The following is a 21,360-nucleotide window of genomic DNA, read 5'->3' on the forward strand; positions in this document are numbered from 1 at the left end:
CGGCCGCCGCCGCCCTGCCGGCCCTGACCGCCACCGGACGGCTGGCCCTGGCCCTGCCCCTGGCGCTGCTTCGGGGGCCGGCCGCCGCGCTCGCCGCGGCCCTGCTGCCCGCCGCCGGAACCGCCCGCACCGGGCTCGTCGTCAAGACGCAGCGTCAGCGAGATCCGCTTGCGCGGCACATCGACGTCCATGACCTTGACCTTCACGATGTCGCCGGGCTTCACGACGTCCCGCGGGTCCTTCACGAACGTCTTCGACAGCGCCGAGACATGCACCAGACCGTCCTGGTGGACGCCGATGTCGACGAACGCGCCGAAGGCGGCGACGTTCGTCACGACGCCCTCCAGCACCATGCCGGGCTCCAGGTCGCCGAGCTTCTCGACGCCCTCCTTGAAGGTCGCCGTGCGGAACGCCGGACGCGGGTCGCGCCCCGGCTTCTCCAGCTCCTTGAGGATGTCCGTCACGGTCGGCAGCCCGAACATGTCGTCCACGAAGTCCGCCGCGCGCAGCGACCGCAGGGCCTCCGCGTTGCCGATCAGCGAGGCCACCTCGCCACCCGCGCTCTTCCCCATCCGCCGCACCACCGGGTAGGCCTCGGGGTGCACGCTGGAGCCGTCCAGCGGGTCGTCGCCGCCCCGGATACGCAGGAAGCCCGCGCACTGCTCGTACGCCTTCGGGCCGAGCCGCGCCACCTCCTTGAGCGCCTTGCGGGACCGGAAGGGGCCGTTGGTGTCCCGGTGCGCGACGATGTTCTCGGCGAGCCCCGAGCTGATCCCGGAAACCCGTGAAAGCAGCGGTGCGGACGCGGTGTTGACGTCCACGCCGACGCCGTTCACACAGTCCTCGACGACCGCGTCCAGTGAACGCGACAGCTTCACCTCGGACAGGTCGTGCTGGTACTGGCCGACGCCGATCGACTTCGGGTCGATCTTCACCAGCTCGGCAAGCGGGTCCTGGAGCCGTCGCGCGATGGAGACGGCGCCGCGCAACGACACGTCCATGTCGGGCAGTTCCTGCGAGGCGAACGCGGAGGCGGAGTACACGGAGGCGCCCGCCTCCGAGACCATCACCTTGGTGAGCTTCAACTCCGGTTGTTTGTCGATCAGTTCACCGGCGAGCTTGTCCGTCTCGCGGGACGCGGTGCCGTTGCCGATCGCGATCAGGTCGACCGCGTGCTCCTTCGCGAGGTGCGCGAGCTTGGCCAGCGCCTGGTCCCACTTGTTCGCGGGCACGTGCGGGTGGATCACATCGGTGGCCACCACCTTGCCGGTCGCGTCGACGACCGCGACCTTCACCCCCGTACGGAAACCGGGGTCGAGGCCGAGGGTGGCGCGGGTGCCGGCCGGGGCGGCGAGCAGCAGATCGCGCAGGTTCGAGGCGAAGACCCGTACCGCCTCGTCCTCCGCCGCCGTGCGCAGCCGCAGCCGCAGGTCGATGCCCAGGTGCACCTGGATCCGGGTCCGCCACGCCCAACGCACGGTGTCGCCCAGCCACTTGTCGCCCGGGCGGCCCCGGTCGGCGATGTCGAAGCGGCGGGCGATCATGTTCTCGTACGAGGAAGGGCCGGGCTTCTCGGCCGCCTCCGGCTCCTCCGGCTCCAGGACCAGGTCGAGCACATTCTCCTTCTCGCCGCGCAGCATCGCGAGGACCCGGTGCGAGGGCAGCGCGGTGAACGGCTCCGCGAAGTCGAAGTAGTCGGCGAACTTCGCGCCCGCCTCCTCCTGGCCCTCACGTACCTTCGCCGCCAGCCGGCCGCGCGTCCACATGCGTTCGCGCAGCTCGCCGGTCAGGTCGGCGTCCTCGGAGAACCGCTCGGTGAGGATCGACCGGGCGCCGTCCAGCGCGGCGGCCGCGTCCGCGACGCCCTTGTCGCCGTCCACGAACGCGGCGGCCGCCGCGAGCGGATCGACCGACGGGTCGCCGAGCAGCCCGTCCGCCAGCGGTTCGAGCCCCGCCTCCCGGGCGATCTGCGCCTTCGTCCGCCGCTTCGGCTTGAACGGCAGATAGATGTCCTCCAGGCGCGCCTTGGTCTCCGCGGCCCGGATGCTCGCCTCCAGCGCCGCGTCGAGCTTGCCCTGTTCGCGTACGGATTCCAGGATCGCGGTGCGCCGCTCCTCCAGCTCCCGCAGATAGCGCAGCCGTTCCTCCAGCGTGCGCAGCTGCGCATCGTCGAGGGATTCGGTCGCCTCCTTGCGGTAGCGCGCGATGAACGGCACGGTCGATCCGCCGTCGAGCAGCTCGACGGCGGCCCTGACCTGTCGTTCACGTACGCCGAGCTCCTCGGCGATCCTGCCTTCGATGGACGTCGTCACGGTTTTCCCGACTCGCCTTCTCGTACTGGCTGTGCTGGCCGTGCTCGTGTCGTGATGAGCACGTATCTGCTTGCCGGGGGCATCCCCCCAGGCCTGCATTGTGCCGGGTGGCCGGGGGCCGTGTCGCGTGACCTCGGGCAACACGCCCGGGAGCCCCGGCGCCGTGTGCGAGGGCCCCGGGCCGTGCGGCACGCTTCCCGGGGGCTGTCGTGGGTCAGCCCTGGCCGGTCGCCGAGGCCGGGAACGCGCCCGCCGCGGCGGCCGTGAACAGGAAGCCGCGCCCCAGTTCGGTGAGCCGCTCCACGCCTTCCGCGCCCAGGTGCTCGTACGGGGCCGTGTCCATGCGGTCCGTCGCCTGCTCGACCTCCGCGCGCAGTGCCGTGCCGGCCTCGGTGAGCGCCAACTCCTCGCCGCCTTCCAGCAGCCCGCGCTTCCGCAGCCGCTCGGACGCCGCCTCCCAGTCGGCGCGACGCCAGCCCCGGGAGGACAGGATCCAGCGGATCGCCATGCCCTTGCCGGTCGCGGTGTGGCTGACGAGCGATTCCAGCGGGTCCAGATCGGCGGCGAGCAGGGCGGCCAGGTGCGCGTCGCCCCGGTGCTCGCGCAGCAGGGTCGCCGCGTGCCAGAACGCCAGGTGCGGCTCCTCGGGCACCGGCAGGTCCGCGTGCGCCGCGTACAGCGGACGGGCGTGCGGGGTGCAGGCCTCGGTGGCGCGCAGCGCGAGCCGGGCCGCCTCCGCCATCTCGGCGGAGGCGATGATCTCCTCGCCGAGCAGCCGCCGCAGCGTCGAGTCCGCCGCCCGCAGCCGGGCCCCGAGGACCACCTCGGGAGAGGCGGTCTCCCAGACGGCGGGCACATGGCGGGCCACCAGCGCGGGGTTGAAGTTGTAGAAGGTGGCGCTGACGGTCCCCGCGCCCACCGCGCCGAGCGCGGCGGCCCGGGTCGCGAAGTAGGCGGCGCTGGGGTCCTCGATGCCGATCTTCGCCATCTCCGCACCCAGGTCGGGGGAGAAGAAGAGGCACGAGTGCAGCGGGTTGACGGCGTTGTGGCAGCGGCGCTCCGCGCGGGCCGGGAGAGTACTCATACAGGCACGTTACCGACTGGTCGGTACGGAGGGGAACCCCGGGGGAGGGGTGGCCCGGCGGGGGAAGGGCGATGGCAGGAAAGGTGGGGTGCTCGTCATTGCGGCCATCGTCGCCCGTCGCCCAGGATGACGGACGTGAAGCAGCGAACCGTGCTCGTCGTCCTCTTCGACGGTGTCCAGAGCCTCGACGTGAGCGGCCCGATGGAGGTCTTCTCCGGCGCCTCCCGGTCGCCCGGCGTCTCCTACGACCTGCGGACCGCCTCGCTCGACGGCGGCCCGGTCCGGTCCACCAGTGGCCTGACCCTGGTGCCCGACAGCAGCCTGGCCGACGCGCCCGCCCCGCACACCCTGCTGGTGCCCGGCGGGCAGGGCACCCGGGGCTCCCAGCCGGAGCTGACCGGCTGGCTGCGGGAGCACGCGCCGCGGGCGGAGCGGCTCGTCTCCGTGTGCACCGGGGCGCTGCTGCTGGCGGAGGCGGGCCTGCTGGACGGGCACCGGGTCACCACCCACTGGAACTACTGCGAGCGGCTGGCCCGCGACCACCCGGCCGTCCGGGTCGATCCGGAGCCGATCTTCGTACGCGACGGGAGGCTGGCCACCTCGGCGGGCGTCACCGCGGGGATCGATCTGGCCCTCGCGCTGGTCGAGGAGGACCACGGGCGGGACCTCGCGCTGAACATCGCCCGGCACCTCGTGGTGTTCCTGCGCCGCCCCGGCAACCAGGCCCAGTTCAGCGCCCAGCTCAGCGCCCAGACCGCACAGCGCGAACCGCTGCGCGAGGTCCAGCACTGGATCGCCCAGCACCCGGACGCCGACCTCGGGGTCGACGCCCTCGCGGCCCGCGCCCGGCTCTCGCCCCGGCACTTCGCCCGCGCGTTCCGGGCGGAGACCGGCACGACCCCGGGGCGGTACGTCGAACGCGTCCGGCTGGAGCACGCCCGCCGGCTCCTGGAGGACACCGCCGACGGCGTCGAGCGGATCGCCCGCGCCAGCGGCTACGGCACTCCGGAGGCCATGCGCCGGGCCTTCGTGAAGACCCTCGCGACGGCGCCGGCCGAATACCGTCGCCGCTTCCGCACGCCCGCAGCCGGCACCTGACACCACACCTGACACCTGAAACGCACCACCGGCCGGCCCGACCATCCGGTCCGTCCGTTCGCCCGTCCGACCGAACCGAGAGGCAGTTCCCGTGCAGATCGCCATCCTGCTCTTCGACCGTTTCACCGCCCTGGACGCGGTGGGCCCCTACGAGATCCTCAGCCGCGCGCCCGGCGCCGAGACCGTCTTCGTCGCCGAACGGACCGGACCCGTCCGCAACGACAGCGGGAGCCTCGCGCTCGTCGCGGAGAAGACACTCGCCGAGGTGCCGTCGCCGGATCTGGTGATCGTGCCGGGCGGCCCCGGCCAGAGCGACCAGATGGAGAACGAGGCGCTGCTCGGCTGGCTGCGCGCGGTCGACGCCACCACCACCTGGACCACCTCGGTCTGCACCGGATCGCTGCTGCTGGCGGCGGCCGGACTCCTGAAGGGGCGTCGGGCCACCTCGCACTGGCTGGCGCTGGAGGTGCTGAAGGAGTTCGGCGTCGAGCCCACCGGGGAGCGGGTCGTTCTCGACGGCAAGTACGTCACCGCCGCCGGGGTCTCCTCCGGCATCGACATGGGGCTGACCCTGCTCGGCCGGATCGCCGGCGACGACGTGGCGCGCTCGGTGCAGCTGCTCACGGAGTACGACCCGCAGCCGCCCTACGACTGCGGCTCGCCGCAGAAGGCCCCCGCCGCCCTGGTCGAGGAGTGGCGGGCCAGGAGCCGCCACATCACCCGGTAGGGGCCTTGGCGCACCGCCTCACCCGGTAGGGCCAGCGGTGCATCACGTCACCCGGTAGGGCCCGTGGTGTAGGTGAACCGGGGTGCGCGCCGCTCCAGGAAGGCGGCGACGCCCTCCGCCGTGTCCGTGCTGCTCCGCGCCTCACCGGCCCAGTACGCGTCCCGGTCCGCCCGGCCCGCGGCGAACTCCTTCGCCGCGGCCTGGGTCAGCTGGGACCGGGACGCGAGGACCCGTACGTACTCCTCGACCCGCTTGTCCAGGCCGCCCGCGGGCAGCACCTCGTCGGCCAGGCCGGTGCGCAGCGCCCGTTCGGTGTCGATCAGCTCGCCGGAGAACAGCAGATGCTTGGTCGTGCCCGGGCCGACGAGGGCGACCAGCCGCCGGGTCGAGGAGGCGGGGTAGACGATGCCGAGCTTGGCCGGGGTGACCCCGAAGAAGGCGCCCTCCTCCGCGAACCGCAGATCGCAGGCGGCGGCCAGCTGACTGCCGCCGCCCACGCAGTAGCCGCGCACCGCGGCCAGCGTCGGCCGGGGGAACGCGGCGAGCGCCTCCTCGGCCGCCACCGCCAGACCCTGGGCGGTGTCCGCGCTCTCCCGCAGCGTGGAGATGTCCGCCCCGGCGCAGAAGGTGTCACCGGCCCCGGTCAGCACCAGGACCCGGACCGCCGGGTCGGCCGCCAGCCGCTCCAGCAGCTCCGGCAGGCTCCGCCACATCGAGGCGGTCATCGCGTTGCGCTTGGCGGGGTTCGCGATCACGACGGTGGCGACGCCGCGCTCGACGGACGGGATCAGGCGGGGTTCCGTACGGTCCATGGGCCGGATGCTATCCGGGTGGTTCGAACCTATGATCAAGAAGGGGTCGTGAGCCGGACAGGCACCGTGAGGAGCTGTCGATGAACGAACCCACCGCCGAGGGCAGGAAGCTCAGCCGCAGTTTCGGCTGGCTCGCGCTGCTCGGCGCACTGCTGGTGATCGCGGGCATCATCGGCCTCGTCTACACCGGGGTCGCCACCCTCACCTCGATGCTGCTCTTCGGCTGGCTGCTGCTCGTCGGCGGTCTCGTCGGACTGCTGCACGCGATCGAGTCGCGCGGCACCAACTACTTCTGGCTGGGCGTGGTCGTCGCGGCCCTCAACATCGCCGCGGGCGTCGTCGTCATCAAGCACCCCGAGGGCACGGCCGAGGCGCTCACCATGTTCGCCGCCCTGCTCTTCCTGACCGGCGGGGTCTTCCGGCTGGTCGGCAGCGTCGTGGTGCGTGGCCCGCAGATGGGGTGGACGCTGCTCCAAGGGGCCTTCGGGCTGCTGCTGGGGCTGCTGGTGCTGTTCGACTGGCCGCACAGCAGTCTGTACGTTCTGGGCTGCTTCTTCTCGCTGGCCCTGCTGTTCGACGGGCTCGGCCTGATCGCCATCGGCATCGGCGGCCGACGCATCGTCAGCATGGTCTCGGAGCGGCTCGATGAAACTGCCCCGACCTCGGACGAGCCGATCAAGTCACCAGAAGAAGAGCAGAAGTAGTCCCTGGGCTTGCATAGGTGTGCCCGTTCGGTCGAATAGCGCCGATACCTGGCTACTTCCGATCAGTGGCACGGTCCGGACCAAGCCATTCCCAACACTCTTTACTCGACGGTCAGTGCAGTGCGAGTGAGAGCTGGTGCCGGACGATGGAGAGCCTCGGGAGTGCCCCCGCCGACCCCGTGTCGTACGAGGGGGTGTGGCGCTTCACCGCCCCCGCCGTGGACGCGTCCGTGCCCAGCGCCCGGCACGCCGTACGCGATCTGCTCGGCCGGCAGGGCGTGCCGATCGAGGAGGACATCCTCCAGGGGCTGCTGCTGATCGTCTCGGAGCTGGTCACCAACGCCGTCAAGCACGCGGCGCTCCTCTCGCCCGAGCTGGCCGTCGAGGTGGCCATCGCCGCCGACTGGGTCAGAGTCTCGGTCGAGGACAACCACCCCTACCGCCCCACCGCCCTGGAGACGGACTACGCGCAGACCGGCGGCCGGGGCCTGCTGCTGGTCAAGGTGGTCACCGCTGAGGCGGGCGGCACCTGCGACGTCGAGCACACCGCGAGCGGCGGCAAGATCATCTGGGCGGCGCTGCCGTTGAAGACGCAGCTCTGACCGCCCCGTACCCGGCCGGGCGGAGCGTCACCAGCCCGCCGAGGGCCCCGTCAGCTCACGGATCGCCGGCCGTGCCGCGTCCAGCACCGTCATGAACCACGCCGAGAACGGCGCCCGCGCGTGCCGCTCCGCCAGCTCCGCCGCCGTCACGAAGGCCGTCTCCCCGACCTCCTCGGGGTCCGGCTTCAGGGCCTCCTGAGCCATTCCCACGAACAGGTGGTTGAACTCCTGCTCCACCAGACCCGAAGCGGGGTCCGGGTGGTTGTAGCGGACCGTGCCCGCCTCGGCCAGCAGCGAGGGCGAGAGCCCCAGCTCCTCGTACGTACGCCGGGCGGCGGCCGCGAACGGGGCCTCGCCCGGATAGGGGTGTCCGCAGCAGGTGTTCGACCAGACACCGGGGGAGTGGTACTTGCCGAGTGCCCGGCGCTGGAGCAGGAGCCGCCCCTGCTCGTCGAAGAGGAACACGGAGAACGCGCGGTGCAGCTGCCCGGGGGCCTGGTGGGCCGCCAGCTTCTCCGCGGTGCCGATCGTGGTGCCGTTCTCGTCGACCAGTTCGAGCATGATCGCTTCTGCGGTGCCGTTCGACGAGCTGTGCGTCGCGGTGGCTGGTGTGGTCGGCATACCCATCCTTCGCTTTGGTCCCCGGCCTCGTGCGCCGGGCCCCTGGAGTCCGGTCAAGTCTGCCGTACAAAAGCCGCTTGTCCGCACTTCGGGTCCGGGCATGTCCGTCCCGCCGCGCCCTGCGAGCGCGGCGGGACGGACGGGCCGTCAGACCCCGAAGGCTGCCGGATAGCGGATCATGCCCGCCGGAACCGGGACGGAATCGTCCAGTACCAGGGCCGTCATCGCCTCGTCCGGAACCTCGAAACCTGGCCGGATCCCGTAGCGCGAGGCCGGCACGAAACCGAAGCGCGGGTAGTACTCGGGATGACCGAGCACCAGCACCAGTGCCTCACCGCGCACCCGGGCGGCGTCCAGCACCGCCCGCACCACGGCCTGCCCCGCACCCTGCCGCTGGTGGGCGGGAGAGGTGGCCACCGGGGCCAGCGCGAGCGCCGGGGCGTCGCCGACCCGGCAGCGGGTCAGCAGCGCGTACGCCGCGAGAGACCCGTCCGGGGCCTCGGCGACGTAACCGAGATCCGGCAGCCAGGCCTCGGCGTCGGCCCGCAGCGCGTCCACGAGGTCGGCCTCGTCCCGGGTCGGGAACGCGGCCGTGTTGACCGCGTGCACGGCCGTACGGTCCGCCGGTGTCTCCGGCCGGGTGGCCCACCGGGGATCGGCCGGGCGCAGCACATAGGCGGCGTAGCCGTACTCCGTGCCGTGCTCCCGCCGTACCGCCAGCTCCTCGCGGGTGGCCGCGAGCGCCCACTCCATACCGGGAGTGGCCGGGGCGGTGTCCGCGACCCGCTCGGCGAGCGGTACGTAGTACTCGTCCCAGTCGCTCTCGGGCTGGAGCAGCACGGCGCCGACCGTGCAGCCCGCGGCGACGGCCGCCGCGGTGGTCTCCGACCGGGTGCGCAGGGAGCCGTTGCGGTCCCAGAAGCCGCGCGCCCCGGCGGACGGCGCGTCCGTGGTCCAGACGCACTCGGAGATCATCATCGCGCCGCCCGGGGCCAGCAGCCGCTGCCAGTCGCGGACGGCGGTGTCGAACCCGATGCAGTACGCCGACCCCTCGGCCCAGATCAGGTCGAAGGACCCCTCCGGGAACGCGGGGCCGGTGAGGTCGCCCATGTCGGCCCGGACCGTACGGATCTGGTCGTCGAGGCCACGGGCCCTGGCCGCCTCGCGCAGCTCGTCCAGGAACGGCTGGTGCAGGTCGACCGCGGTCACCTCGGCGCCCGCCTCGGCGGCGAGCAGCAGAGCGGCACGGCCCGGACCGCAGCCCAGGTCGAGGACGCGCGGACGGTCGGGCAGCGGACCGGCGAGAGCGAGCAGCCGGCGCGTGGTCGCGTCGGAGCCGGGGCTCTGCCGGGGAAGACGGTGGTGCAGGGTGAAGAACGCCTCGGTGCGCGAGGCGTCGTCAGTGTGGTCGGTCAACGTGGGAACCCTTGGGTGTGAGGGCTCCGACCCGATCCGGGAAGAAGGTGGACCTAGCCGGAAACCCTGGAGATGAGGAAGGACCGATTGCTGCGCCGGGAAGGCGTCGTCGCGACCGTCATCAACCTCAGCTCCTCTCGAAAGGTCCTGGTGACACCGGGTTCCGCTCCACCGCGAGACTCGAACGTCTCAGCGAAACCACCCTAGCATCGCCCCGCCCGCGCCCAGGGGCGCGCGCCTCAGTGGCAGAGGTGCGCCTCGTGCTCCGCATGGCCGCTCGGCTCCAGCTGGAAGGTGCAGTGCTCCACGTCGAAGTGGTCGCCGAGGCAGCCCTGGAGCTCGTGCAGCACCTTCTCGTGCCCTATCGAGTCGAGCATCTCCTGGCGCACCACCACATGCGCGGAGAGCACCGGCATGCCCGAGGTGATCGTCCAGGCGTGCAGGTCGTGGACGTCCAGGACGCCGGGCAGCGCCGTGATGTGGGCCCGTACCTCCGCCATGTCCACGCCCTTGGGCGCCGCCTCCAGCAGCACGTTCAGGGTCTCCCGCAGCAGCTTCACCGTCCGGGGGACGATCATCAGGCCGATCACCAGGGAGGCGATCGGGTCGGCGGGCTGCCAGCCGGTCGCCATGATGACGCCCGCCGAGACGATCACGGCGAGCGAGCCCAGGGTGTCGGCCAGCACCTCCAGATAGGCGCCCCGCACATTCAGGCTGTCCTTCTGCCCGCGCATCAGCAGGGAGAGGGAGACGACGTTGGCCACCAGACCGACGGCGGCGAACGCGATGGCCAGACCGCCCTTGGTCTCGGCGGGGGTGATGAACCGCTCGACCGCCTCGAAGACCAGATAGCCGCCGACGCCCAGCAGCAGCAGACAGTTGGCGAGCGCCGCCAGGATCTCCGCACGGGCGAAGCCGAAGGTGCGGTTCGGGCCGGCCGGACGGTTGGCGAAGTGGATGGCGAGCAGCGCCATCCCGAGCCCCAGGGCGTCGGTGGCCATGTGGGCGGCGTCCGCGATCAGGGCCAGCGAGTCGGAGAGCACCCCGCCGACGATCTCCATCACCATCACGCTCAGCGTGATCGCGAGGGCGACCCGGAGCCTGCCCCGGTACGCGGCGGCCGCCGTGCCGGTCGGGGGCGGCCCGCCGTGCGTATGTCCGTGATCGTGGCCAGCCCCCATGCGAAACGCCTCCAGGTCCGTAGGACGCGCCGGGGCGAAACCGCCCCGACCAGGCCAGTGAACTACGGGTGGGGGGTATGGGGCAACACGGGACTGAACACCGTTGTCATGTGCTCTGACCTGCGGAAACGTTCCGCAGGTCAGAGCGTTGACACGATCACCGGCACCACCTGGAACCGATCACGCGCGGGCCTCGGGATGGCGCAGACACCAGCCCTCCCAGGCCGACTCCACCATCTCGCGCACACTGCGCCGTGCCGTCCAGCCCAGCTCCTCGGAGATCCGCGCGGCCGACGCCACCGCCCTCGGCGCGTCACCGGCCCGGCGCGGCTCCACCACCGGCTTCAGGCCGTGCCCCGTCACCTCGCCGATCACCTCGGCCAGCTCCCGCACCGAGACGCCCTCGCCCCGGCCGACGTTCAGCGTCAGGTCGACGGCGTCCGCCCTGTCCAGCCGCCGCGCGACGGCGAGATGCGCCTCCGCCAGGTCGGCGACATGGATGTAGTCACGGATGCAGGTGCCGTCCGGCGTCGGGTAGTCGTCACCGAAGATCCGCGGGGCCTCGCCGCGCGTCAGCCGCTCGAAGATCATCGGCACGATGTTGAAGACCCCGGTGTCCGCGAGCTCCGGCGCGGCGGAGCCCGCCACGTTGAAGTACCGCAGGCAGGCGGTCGAGATCCCGTGGGCCTTCCCGGTGGCCCGCACCAGCCACTCCCCGGCGAGCTTGGTCTCGCCGTACGGGTTGATCGGCAGGCAGGGCGTCTCCTCGGTGATGAGGTCCACGTCCGGTACGCCGTAGACGGCCGCCGACGACGAGAAGAGGAAGCGCCGCACCCCCGCGGCGACCACGGCCTCCAGCAGCACACCCAGCCCCGTGACGTTCTCCCGGTAGTACAGCAGCGGCTTCTCCACGGACTCGCCGACCTGCTTCTTCGCCGCGAGATGCACCACACCGCTCACCGCGTGCTCGGCCAGCACCCGGTCCAGCAGGGCCCGGTCGGAGGCCGAGCCCTTCACCAGGGCCACCTCCTCGGGCAGCCGGTCCACGATGCCGCTGGAGCCGTCGTCGAGCACCACGACCCGCTCGCCCGCCGCCACCATGGCCCGCGCCACGTGTGCCCCGATGTAACCCGCCCCGCCTGTGATCAGCCATGTCATGACCGTCAGCCTAAGGGCCCGTCGTCCGCGGCCCGCCCCGCGGGTTTGTGGGCCGGGCCCCCGATCGATGATGATGATCGCGAACGGCGACCGCGCTTGCGGATCCACCCGAACAGCGCACAAACGGGTGGTGAACTCAGCCTTCCGTTCATCGGATAGCCTCAGCCGACACGCCGCCGACCCGTCCCGTGGCCGTGCGGCCGTGTGTCGTCCCCGTCAGTGCCAAGGAGTGAGTTCGTCTGTCGACCGCCATCCTCACCGGTACGCCGGTACCCGGGTCGTCGCTCGCGGACGATCTGCGGTCCCTGGGCTTCGATGTGCAGACCGCCGTCGACGCCGGTGACGCCGCAGCCCTTCTCGCCGCCGTTCCGGCCGGCCGCCGGGTCGCCCTCGTCGACCCGCGTTTCGTGGGCCACGTCCACGCGCTGCGGCTCGGACTGACCGACCCGCGCTTCGCCGCCGCCACCGTCCCCGGCGCGCTCACCGCCCAGCCCGAGGCGCGCGGCGCCCTGCTGCGCGCCCTGCGCCGCACCACCGCCGCGGTCGGCGCGGGCGCCCCGGTCGTCGAGCCGGAGGCCGACCCCGCGCCCGAGGACCGCACCGTCCCCGGCCGGCTCGCCGTCGCGCTGGAGGCCGAGGGCACCGCCGTACAGCGCCCTGCCCTCGGCTCGCTCGTCGCGGCCGTCCCCACGGACCCGGAGCAGCGGGCCGCCGCCGAGGCGGACCTCTCCTCCGTCGACGACGAGGCCGTACGGCTGCGCAGCGCGGTGAAGGCCCACGACGGCTTCTTCACCACCTTCTGCATCAGCCCCTACTCCCGCTACATCGCCCGCTGGTGCGCCCGCCGCAACCTCACCCCGAACCAGGTCACCACCGCCTCGCTGATCACCGCGCTGATCGCGGCGGGCGCGGCGGCCACCGGAACCCGGGGCGGCTATGTCGCCGCCGGCATCCTGCTGCTGGTCTCCTTCGTGCTGGACTGCACCGACGGGCAGCTCGCCCGCTACTCGCTGCGGTACTCCACGATGGGTGCCTGGCTGGACGCCACCTTCGACCGTGCCAAGGAGTACGCGTACTACGCGGGCCTCGCCATCGGCGCCGTACGCGGCGGCGACAGTGACGATGTATGGGCCCTCGCGCTCGGCGCGATGGTCCTCCAGGCCTGCCGCCATGTCGTGGACTTCTCGTTCAACGAGGCCAACCACGACGCGGTCGCCAACACCAGCCCCACCGCCGCCCTCTCCGACAAGCTCGACAACGTCGGCTGGACGGTCTGGGCGCGCCGGATGATCGTGCTGCCGATCGGCGAGCGCTGGGCCATGATCGCGGTGCTCACCGCGCTCACCACCCCCCGCATCGTCTTCTACGCCCTGCTCGTCGGCTGCGCCCTGGCCGCCTGCTACACCACGGCCGGCCGCCTGCTGCGCTCGCTGACCCGCAAGGCACGCCGTACCGACCGCGCCGCGCAGGCCCTGGCGGACCTCGCCGACTCCGGCCCGCTCGCCCAGGGCGTCGCGGCGGTCGCCCCCGGGCTCCGGGGCGCGTTCACGGCCCCGGCCGTCGCCCTGCTCGGCACGCTCGTCATGATCGGCTCGGCGCTCTTCCTCCCGTACGGCAGTTGGCTCACCGTCGCCGCCGCGGCGGTGTACGTGGTCCTCTCCGGACTCGCCGTCGCCCGCCCGCTCAAGGGCGCGCTCGACTGGCTGGTGCCGCCGTTCTTCCGGGCCGCGGAGTACGTCACGATCCTTGTGCTGGCGGCCCGCAGCGATGTCCCGCACGCCGTTCCGGCGGCCTTCGGGCTGGTCTCGGCCGTCGCCTACCATCACTACGACACGGTGTACCGCATTCGCGGAGGCACCGGCGCGCCGCCCCAGTGGCTGGTGCGGACGATCGGTGGACACGAGGGCCGCACCGCGCTGGTGGCCGTCCTCGCCGCCGTACTCACCCACACCTCAGGTTTCACCACGGCCCTGACCGCGCTCGCGGTCGCCGTGGCTCTGGTGGTGCTCGTGGAGTCCATCCGCTTCTGGGTGTCCTCCTCGGCGCCCGCCGTACACGACGAAGGAGAACTCGCATGATCGGCCTCGTACTGGCAGCCGGTGCAGGACGACGTCTGCGCCCCTACACGGACACGCTGCCCAAGGCGCTCGTCCCTGTCGACGGCGACAAGACGGTCCTCGACCTCACGCTCGCCAACTTCGCCGAGGTCGGACTCACCGAGGTCGCGATCGTCGTCGGCTACCGCAAGGAGGCCGTCTACGCCCGCAAGGCCGAGCTGGAGGCGACCTACGGCCTCACCCTCACGCTGATCGACAACGACAAGGCCGAGGAGTGGAACAACGCCTACTCCCTGTGGTGCGCCCGTGACGTCATCAAGCGCGGCGTGATCCTCGCCAACGGCGACACCGTGCACCCGGTCTCCGTCGAGAAGACCCTCCTGGACGCCCGCGGCAAGGGCCAGAAGATCATCCTCGCCCTGGACACCGAGAAGAGCCTCGCCGAGGAGGAGATGAAGGTCATCACCGAGGAGGGCAAGGGAGTCCAGCGCATCACGAAGCTGATGGACCCGGCCACCGCGACCGGTGAGTACATCGGCGTCACCCTCATCGAGGCCGAGGCCGCCGAGGAGCTGGCGGACGCGCTGAAGACCACCTTCGAGCGCGACCCCGACCTCTACTACGAGGACGGCTACCAGGAGCTGGTCAACCGCGGCTTCACCGTGGACGTGGCCCCCATCGGCACCGTGACCTGGGTCGAGATCGACAACCACGACGACCTCAAGAAGGGCCGTGAGATCGCGTGCCAGTACTGACCCGGCTCATTCCGTCCCCGGTCGTCGTCGACATCCGGCGCGGCGCCATGGACGATCTGGCGGGTCTCCTGGCCGATCAGCGGATCTCCTCCTCGGGCAAGCTCGCCATCGCGATCAGCGACGGCTCCGGGCGCGCCCTGCGGGAGCGGCTCGCTCCGGTCCTGCCGGGTGCCGACTGGTATCCGGTCTCCGACGGCACGATCGACTCCGCGGTGAAGCTCGCCGACGGCATCAAGGGCAACCGGTACGACGCCGTCGTCGGCCTCGGCGGCGGCAAGATCATCGACGTGGCGAAGTACGCCGCGGCGCGGGTCGGGCTGCCCCTGGTCGCCGTCGCGACGAACCTCTCGCACGACGGCCTGTGCTCGCCGGTCGCGACGCTGGACAACGACAACGGGCGCGGCTCCTACGGGGTGCCCACCCCGATCGCCGTGGTCATCGATCTCGACGTGATCCGTGAGGCGCCCGCCCGTTACGTCCGTTCCGGCATCGGCGACGCGATCTCGAACATCTCCTGCGTCGCCGACTGGGAGCTGGCCCACGAGGTCAACGGCGAGGAGATCGACGGCCTGGCCGCCGCGATGGCCCGCCAGGCCGGCGAGGCCGTGCTGCGCCACCCCGGCGGGGTCGGCGACGACGCCTTCCTCAAGGTGCTGGCCGAGGGGCTCGTGCTGACGGGCATCTCGATGTCGGTCGCGGGCGACTCGCGTCCGGCGTCCGGCGCCTGCCACGAGATCAACCACGCCTTCGACCTGCTCTACCCCCAGCGCGCGGCCAGCCACGGCGAACAGGTCGGCCTCGGCGCCTGCTTCGCCATGCATCTGCGCGGTGCCCGCCAGGAGTCGCTCCTGATGGCATCGATACTGCGCCGCCACGGTCTGCCGGTCCTGCCGGAGGAGATCGGGTTCAGCGTCGACGAGTTCGTCAAGGCCGTCGACTACGCGCCGCAGACGCGTCCGGGACGCTTCACGATCCTGGAGCACCTCAACCTGTCCACCGACCAGATCAGGGACGCGTACGCCGACTATGCGACGACCATCAGTAGCTGAACTCCGTCCGGTCGTTCACCCTCCGGGGGTCAAGGACCGGCGCAGCGGCGAGCACTGGGCCGGGCGTATGTACATGCGTGAGGTCTCGCTGCGCGTGGACCGCTACCTGGTGAACACCCGGGTCACGCCGAACCAGGTCACGTATGTGATGACGCTGGCCGGTGCGCTGGCCGCCCCGGCGCTGCTGGTGCCGGGCGTCTGGGGCGCCGTGCTCGGCGTGCTGATGGTCCAGCTCTACCTGCTGTTCGACTGCGTGGACGGCGAGCTGGCCCGCTGGAAGAAGCAGTACTCGCTCAGCGGGGTCTATCTGGACCGGGTCGCCGCCTACCTGTGCGACGCGGCGGTGCTCGTCGGCCTCGGCCTGCGCGCCGCCGACATCTGGGGCGAGGGCCGGATCGACTGGCTCTGGGCCTTCCTCGGCACCCTCGCCGCGCTCGGCGCGATCCTGATCAAGGCCGAGACCGACCTGGTGGGCGTGGCCCGCCACCAGGGCGGGATGCCGCCGGTCAAGGAGGCGGCGTCCGAACCGCGCTCCTCCGGCATGGCGCTGGCCCGCAAGGCCGCGGCGGCGCTCAAGTTCCACCGGCTGATCCTCGGCATCGAGGCCTCGCTGGTGATCCTCGTGGTGGCCGTCGTGGACGCGATCGGGGGCGACCTGTTCTACACCCGCCTGACCGTGGCGGTCATGGCCGGCATCGCGCTGCTGCAGACCCTGCTGCACCTGGTGTCCGTCCTGGCGTCCAGCAGGCTGAAGTGACCCTTCCCATGAAGCTGGGCGCGGTGATCATCACCATGGGCAACCGCCCGGACGAACTCCGCGCCCTCCTCGACTCGGTCACCGCCCAGCACGGTGACCGGATCGAGGTCGTGGTGGTCGGCAACGGCGCCCCGGTCCCCGACGTGCCCGCCGGGGTGCGCACGGTGGAACTGCCCGAGAACCTGGGCATCCCCGGCGGCCGCAATGTCGGCATCGAGGCGTTCGGCCCCTGCGGGGCGGACGTGGACGCGCTGCTCTTCCTGGACGACGACGGGCTGCTGCCGAACCGGGACACCGCCGAGCTCTGCCGGCAGGCGTTCGAGGCCGACCCGAAGCTGGGGATCGTCACCTTCCGGATCGCCGACCCGGACACCGGCGCCACCCAGCGGCGGCACGTGCCCCGGCTGCGGGCCGCCGACCCGATGCGCTCCTCGCGCGTGACGACGTTCCTGGGCGGCGCCAACGCTGTACGCACCCGGGTCCTGGCCGAGGTGGGCCCGCTGCCGGAGGACTTCTTCTACGCGCACGAGGAGACGGACCTGGCCTGGCGGGCGCTGGACGCGGGGTGGATGATCGACTACCGCGCCGACATGGTGCTGAACCACCCCACCACCGCCCCGTCCCGGCACGCGGTCTACCACCGCATGGTCGCCCGTAACCGGGTCTGGCTCGCCCGCCGGAACCTGCCAGCCCCGCTGGTCCCCCTCTACCTCGGGGTCTGGCTGCTGCTGACGCTGGTGAGGCGTCCGTCACCGCCCGCGCTGAAGGCATGGTTCGGCGGTTTCCGGGAAGGCTGGTCGACGCCCTGCGGGCCTCGGCGTCCGATGAAGTGGCGTACGGTGTGGCGGCTGACGAGGCTGGGCCGACCTCCGGTCATCTGAGAGGCTTTCCTCTGAGAGCATGAGGCGTATTTTCTTTCCGGAACCTGTCCGCCTGAGCCGCGCCCGCGACTGGCTGCGCGTGAAGACGAGAGTTTCAACTTGTGAGTGACACGACCCACGACGGTGGGGTAGCCCTCGGGACCCCGCCGTCCGCCGACGAGGGCCTCGGCGCGGCCCAGCTGGCCGCCAAGTACGGCCTGACCGTGAGCGGCGCCCGGCCGGGGCTGTTCGCGTACATGCGACAGCTCTGGGGCCGACGCCACTTCATCCTGGCCTTCTCCCGGGCGAAGCTGACCGCGCAGTACAGCCAGGCCAAACTCGGCCAGCTGTGGCAAGTGGTCACGCCCTTGCTGAACGCCTGTGTCTACTACCTGATCTTCGGGCTGATCCTGGGGACCAGGGAGGGGATTCCCCACGACGTCTTCGTGCCGTTCCTGGTCACCGGCGTCTTCGTCTTCACCTTCACCCAGAGCTCGGTGATGGCCGGCGTCCGCGCGATCTCCGGCAACCTCGGGCTGGTCCGGGCCCTCCACTTCCCCCGGGCCTCGCTGCCCATCTCCTTCTCGCTCCAGCAGCTCCAGCAACTGCTGTTCTCGATGATCGTGCTGGTCGCGGTCGCCGTCATCTTCGGCAGCTACCCCTCGCTGTCGTGGCTCCTGGTGATCCCCGCCCTGATCCTCCAGTTCTTCTTCAACACCGGCCTGGCCCTCGTCATGGCCCGGCTCGGCTCCAAGACCCCCGACCTCGCGCAGCTGATGCCGTTCGTCATGCGGACCTGGATGTACGCCTCGGGCGTCATGTTCTCCATCCCGGTGATGCTCAAGGACAAGCCGGCCTGGATCGCCGACGTGCTCCAGTACAACCCGGCGGCGGTCTACATGGACCTGGTCCGCTTCGCCCTGATCGACGGATACGGCTCCGAGAACCTGCCCGACCACGTCTGGGCCGTCGGCCTGGGCTGGGCCGTGCTGCTGGGCGTCGTGGGATTCGTGTACTTCTGGAAGGCAGAGGAACGGTACGGCCGTGGCTGAGGACAACGCACAGGGGCGCATCCCCACGGTGATCGCCGACGATGTGCACATCGTGTACCGCGTCAACGGCACGGGCGGCGGCCGGGGCAGTGCCACCGCCGCGCTGAGCCGCATGATGCGGCGGGGCAAGGGCGAGCCGCGCGGCGTCCGGAAGGTGCACGCGGTGCGCGGCGTCTCCTTCACCGCCTACCGCGGCGAGGCCATCGGTCTCATCGGCACCAACGGCTCCGGCAAGTCGACGCTGCTGCGCGCCATCGCCGGTCTGCTGCCGACCGAATCCGGCCATGTGTACACGGACGGTCAGCCCTCGCTGCTCGGTGTGAACGCGGCGCTGATGAGCGATCTGACCGGTGAGCGCAACGTCGTCCTCGGCGGCCTGGCCATGGGCATGAGCCGGGACGAGGTCCGCGAGCGCTACCAGGAGATCGTGGAGTTCTCCGGGATCAACGAGAAGGGCGACTTCATCACCCTGCCGATGCGGACGTACTCCTCCGGCATGGCCGCGCGGCTGCGCTTCTCGATCGCCGCTGCCAAGAACCACGACGTCCTCATGATCGACGAGGCGCTGGCCACCGGTGACCGCAAATTCCGGGTCCGTTCCGAGGAGCGGATCCGCGAGCTGCGCAAGGAGGCGGGCACGGTCTTCCTGGTCAGCCACAACAACAAGTCGATCAGGGACACCTGCGACCGTGCGCTCTGGCTGGAGAAGGGCGAGCTCCTGATGGACGGCCCCACCGAGGAAGTCCTCAAGGCGTACGAGCGCGAAACGGGCAAGTAGCCCGAGCTCTCCCCGTGGCCCCCGCCGGACCGGTCCGGCGGGGGCCGTGCGGTGTCCGGCAGACCGTCCGCAGTAGGCCCCCAGGGGCGATCTCCTCCCGGCGGATGACGTCAATTCCGCCGTACACGGGGAAGGTTGACGGGCACGGCCGGGAAGCGGCGGTGGGCGTTCCACCCCGCCGGTCCCCTGTGAGCTGTACAACGTAAGCTGTAGCGGTGCTGATTCATGGCAAGTAGGGCGATACGCCCCGGCACCGCCCGCTCTGCCGCAGTGCACTCGGAAGAATGAGCGGCGTGTCCGAAAAGGGTTGTTTTGGGTCAGCAGTGTAGAACGGGAGATGTGACGGCAATGACGGAAGATCTCCAGCTCCGACGTGGTTTCGCCGTCCCCGCGCCGGGCGGTCCGCAGTGACCTCGACCCCCGAGGCGCGCATCGGTGACGCCACTCTCGGCAAGGCCGCGGACGAGAACTTCCCCGTGGCGCCCTTCTTCCTGCCCCGCGCCTGGCGCGACGACCTGATGGCGGTCTACGGATTCGCCCGGCTCGTCGACGACATCGGCGACGGCGACCTCGCCCCCGGCGGCGCGGACGCCCGCCACCTCGGTCTGGAGCCGGAGCAGAGCGACGACCGCCTCGCCATGCTCGACGCCTTCGAGGCCGACCTCCACCGGGTCTTCGCCACCACTGGCGAGGAGCCGCGCCACCCGCTGCTGCGCAACCTGCGCCCCACCGTGCGGCGCCGCGCGCTCACCCCCGAGCCCTTCCTCGGCCTGATCGAGGCCAACCGCCAGGACCAGAAGATCCGCCGCTACGGCACGTACGCCGAGCTCGCCGCCTACTGCGAGCTCTCGGCGAACCCGGTCGGCCGCCTGGTCCTCGCCCTGACCGGCACCGCGAGCCCGGAACGCGTCCGCCGCTCCGACGCCGTCTGCACCGCGCTCCAGATCGTCGAGCACCTGCAGGACGTGGCCGAGGACCTGGCACGCGACCGGATCTATCTGCCCGCCGACGACATGGAGCGCTTCCGGGTCACCGAGACCGACCTGGCCGCGCCCACCGCCGGAGCCTCCGTGCGCGCCCTGATCGCGTACGAGGCCCAGCGAGCGAGCGACCTGCTGAACGAAGGCCCCCCGCTGGTGGGCAGCGTCGACGGCAGGCTCAAGCTGCTCCTCGCCGGATTCGTCGGGGGCGGGCGCAGCGCGCTCACGGCGATCTCGGCCGCCGGGTTCGACGTACTGCCCGGACCGCCCAAGCCCACCAAGCCCAGCCTGCTGCGCGAAGTGGGAATCGTCTTGCGAAGAGCGCGTGGAGAGAGGTGAGTCGGACCGTGGAGGGACAGACGACGTACATGTCGCCGCCGGTGCAGGCCGCATACAGTTACTGCGAGGCCGTCACCGGACAGCAGGCCCGTAACTTCGCCTACGGCATCAGGCTGCTGCCGTACGAGAAGCGGCAGGCCATGTCGGCGCTGTACGCCTTCTCCCGTCGGGTCGACGACATCGGCGACGGCGAGCTGGACCCGGAGACCAAGCGGACCCGGCTGGAGAGCACCCGCGAGCTGCTGGAGCGGATCCGCAAGGACGCGGTCGACGAGGACGACACCGACCCGGTGGCCGTCGCGCTCTCGGACGCGGCCCGCCGCTTCCCGCTCCCGCTCGGCGGGCTCGACGAGCTGATCGACGGCGTCCTGATGGACGTCCGGGGTGCGACCTACGAGACCTGGGACGACCTCAAGTCCTACTGCCGGTGCGTCGCCGGAGCCATCGGCCGCCTCAGCCTCGGCGTCTTCGGCACCGCGCCGGGCGCCCATGGGGCCGAGCGCGCCGCGGAGTACGCCGACACCCTCGGCCTCGCCCTCCAGCTCACCAACATCCTGCGCGACGTCCGCGAGGACGCCGGCAACGGACGCACCTATCTGCCCGCCGACGACCTGGCCAAATTCGGCTGCTCCGCAGGCTTCCACCGCACCACCCCGCCCCCCGGCTCCGACTTCGCCGGCCTCATCCACTTCGAGGTCCGCCGCGCCCGCGCCCTGTTCGCCGAGGGCTACCGGCTGCTGCCGATGCTCGACCGCCGCAGCGGCGCCTGCGTCGCGGCGATGGCCGGAATCTATCGCCGCCTCCTCGACCGGATCGAGCGCGACCCCGAGGCCGTCCTGCGCGGACGGGTCTCGCTGCCCGGCCACGAGAAGGCCTACGTCGCGGTGCGCGGCCTGTCCGGCCTGGACGCCCGCCACATCTCGCGGCTCACCGCCAGGGGGCGAGCCTGATGGATTCCGGGACCTCCGGCCGCCGGGCAACCCTCCGGTGGCCCGACGCGTCACTGACTGCGACGATC

At 71.6% G+C, this 21,360-nt stretch carries 20 protein-coding genes; 13 read left to right on the top strand and 7 right to left on the bottom strand.

The genetic code is table 11. The features are described from left to right. Both G3I54_RS03165 and G3I54_RS03170 read right to left on the bottom strand, forming a co-directional pair. On the bottom strand, window positions 1-2,312 hold a 2,312-nt coding region (locus G3I54_RS03165), incomplete at its 3' end, for a Tex family protein (protein ID WP_164610845.1). Window positions 2,313-2,526: 214 nt separating this feature from the next. Further along, complete coding sequence (locus tag G3I54_RS03170) at window positions 2,527-3,396, bottom strand: hypothetical protein (protein WP_164610847.1); 870 nt, start codon at window positions 3,394-3,396, stop codon at window positions 2,527-2,529. A gap of 126 nt (window positions 3,397-3,522) precedes the next feature. Between G3I54_RS03170 and G3I54_RS03175 the strand changes: the two genes are divergently transcribed. Together G3I54_RS03175 and G3I54_RS03180 are read left to right on the top strand one after the other, a co-directional pair. Further along, entirely contained in the window at window positions 3,523-4,494 is a 972-nt protein-coding gene (locus tag G3I54_RS03175; RefSeq protein WP_203685449.1) for a GlxA family transcriptional regulator, read from the top strand. A 91-nt stretch (window positions 4,495-4,585) separates the two neighbouring features. Then, window positions 4,586-5,221: a DJ-1/PfpI family protein gene (locus G3I54_RS03180; protein ID WP_164610852.1), complete on the top strand. Its 636-nt coding sequence runs from the start codon at window positions 4,586-4,588 to the stop codon at window positions 5,219-5,221. A gap of 47 nt (window positions 5,222-5,268) precedes the next feature. Here G3I54_RS03180 and G3I54_RS03185 read toward each other — a convergent pair whose 3' ends face one another. After that, window positions 5,269-6,033, bottom strand: coding sequence for an enoyl-CoA hydratase-related protein (locus tag G3I54_RS03185; protein ID WP_164610854.1), 765 nt, complete (start codon window positions 6,031-6,033; stop codon window positions 5,269-5,271). An 80-nt stretch (window positions 6,034-6,113) separates the two neighbouring features. Here G3I54_RS03185 and G3I54_RS03190 point away from each other — a divergent pair, with 80 nt between their 5' ends. Both G3I54_RS03190 and G3I54_RS03195 read left to right on the top strand, forming a co-directional pair. Next, on the top strand, window positions 6,114-6,737 hold the full coding sequence (locus tag G3I54_RS03190) for a DUF308 domain-containing protein (RefSeq protein ID WP_030076392.1): 624 nt from the start codon (window positions 6,114-6,116) through the stop codon (window positions 6,735-6,737). Window positions 6,738-6,883: 146 nt separating this feature from the next. Continuing rightward, a complete protein-coding gene (locus tag G3I54_RS03195) occupies window positions 6,884-7,339 on the top strand; it encodes an ATP-binding protein (protein WP_164610856.1) in 456 nt (151 codons plus the stop codon). 27 nt (window positions 7,340-7,366) lie between these two features. Here G3I54_RS03195 and idi read toward each other — a convergent pair whose 3' ends face one another. From idi to galE, 4 genes are all read right to left on the bottom strand, one after another. Continuing rightward, window positions 7,367-7,960, bottom strand: a complete 594-nt coding sequence (gene idi, locus G3I54_RS03200) for an isopentenyl-diphosphate Delta-isomerase (RefSeq protein ID WP_030076395.1) — start codon at window positions 7,958-7,960, stop codon at window positions 7,367-7,369. Window positions 7,961-8,107: 147 nt separating this feature from the next. Then, the gene (locus G3I54_RS03205) at window positions 8,108-9,376 is read right to left on the bottom strand and encodes a bifunctional class I SAM-dependent methyltransferase/N-acetyltransferase (RefSeq protein WP_164610858.1); all 1,269 of its coding nucleotides are present in this window, start codon (window positions 9,374-9,376) and stop codon (window positions 8,108-8,110) included. A gap of 239 nt (window positions 9,377-9,615) precedes the next feature. Next, on the bottom strand, window positions 9,616-10,557 hold the full coding sequence (locus G3I54_RS03210; RefSeq protein ID WP_164610860.1) for a cation diffusion facilitator family transporter: 942 nt from the start codon (window positions 10,555-10,557) through the stop codon (window positions 9,616-9,618). A gap of 180 nt (window positions 10,558-10,737) precedes the next feature. Then, window positions 10,738-11,715, bottom strand: a complete 978-nt coding sequence (gene galE, locus G3I54_RS03215) for a UDP-glucose 4-epimerase GalE (protein ID WP_164610862.1) — start codon at window positions 11,713-11,715, stop codon at window positions 10,738-10,740. Window positions 11,716-12,032: 317 nt separating this feature from the next. Here galE and G3I54_RS03220 point away from each other — a divergent pair, with 317 nt between their 5' ends. From G3I54_RS03220 to hpnD, 9 genes are all read left to right on the top strand, one after another. Next, window positions 12,033-13,793: a DUF5941 domain-containing protein gene (locus G3I54_RS03220; RefSeq protein WP_164610865.1), complete on the top strand. Its 1,761-nt coding sequence runs from the start codon at window positions 12,033-12,035 to the stop codon at window positions 13,791-13,793. Then, a complete protein-coding gene (locus G3I54_RS03225) occupies window positions 13,790-14,527 on the top strand; it encodes a phosphocholine cytidylyltransferase family protein (protein WP_164610867.1) in 738 nt (245 codons plus the stop codon). Before G3I54_RS03220 ends, G3I54_RS03225 begins: the two co-directional genes overlap by 4 nt. Beyond that, a complete protein-coding gene (locus tag G3I54_RS03230; protein ID WP_164610869.1) occupies window positions 14,515-15,576 on the top strand; it encodes an iron-containing alcohol dehydrogenase family protein in 1,062 nt (353 codons plus the stop codon). Before G3I54_RS03225 ends, G3I54_RS03230 begins: the two co-directional genes overlap by 13 nt. Then, window positions 15,554-16,333 carry a CDP-alcohol phosphatidyltransferase family protein gene (locus tag G3I54_RS03235; protein ID WP_164610871.1) on the top strand — a complete coding sequence of 260 codons (780 nt, stop codon included), beginning with the start codon at window positions 15,554-15,556 and terminating at the stop codon, window positions 16,331-16,333. Before G3I54_RS03230 ends, G3I54_RS03235 begins: the two co-directional genes overlap by 23 nt. A gap of 8 nt (window positions 16,334-16,341) precedes the next feature. Further along, window positions 16,342-17,214 carry a glycosyltransferase gene (locus tag G3I54_RS03240; protein ID WP_203685456.1) on the top strand — a complete coding sequence of 291 codons (873 nt, stop codon included), beginning with the start codon at window positions 16,342-16,344 and terminating at the stop codon, window positions 17,212-17,214. Between the two features lie 101 nt (window positions 17,215-17,315). After that, window positions 17,316-18,245, top strand: coding sequence for an ABC transporter permease (locus G3I54_RS03245; protein ID WP_030076413.1), 930 nt, complete (start codon window positions 17,316-17,318; stop codon window positions 18,243-18,245). Continuing rightward, complete coding sequence (locus tag G3I54_RS03250; RefSeq protein ID WP_164610874.1) at window positions 18,238-19,023, top strand: ABC transporter ATP-binding protein; 786 nt, start codon at window positions 18,238-18,240, stop codon at window positions 19,021-19,023. The genes G3I54_RS03245 and G3I54_RS03250 overlap by 8 nt, the downstream gene beginning before the upstream one ends. Window positions 19,024-19,430: 407 nt before the next feature. After that, window positions 19,431-20,342 (top strand): squalene synthase HpnC, encoded by a 912-nt coding sequence (gene hpnC / locus G3I54_RS03255; RefSeq protein ID WP_164610876.1) that lies wholly within the window; start codon window positions 19,431-19,433, stop codon window positions 20,340-20,342. An 8-nt stretch (window positions 20,343-20,350) separates the two neighbouring features. After that, a complete protein-coding gene (gene hpnD, locus G3I54_RS03260; protein ID WP_164610879.1) occupies window positions 20,351-21,292 on the top strand; it encodes a presqualene diphosphate synthase HpnD in 942 nt (313 codons plus the stop codon). Window positions 21,293-21,360 lie beyond the last annotated feature (68 nt).

The sequence above is a fragment of the Streptomyces sp. SID14515 genome, assembly GCF_010548505.1.
Taxonomy (GTDB): Bacteria; Actinomycetota; Actinomycetes; order Streptomycetales; family Streptomycetaceae; genus Streptomyces; species Streptomyces caviscabies.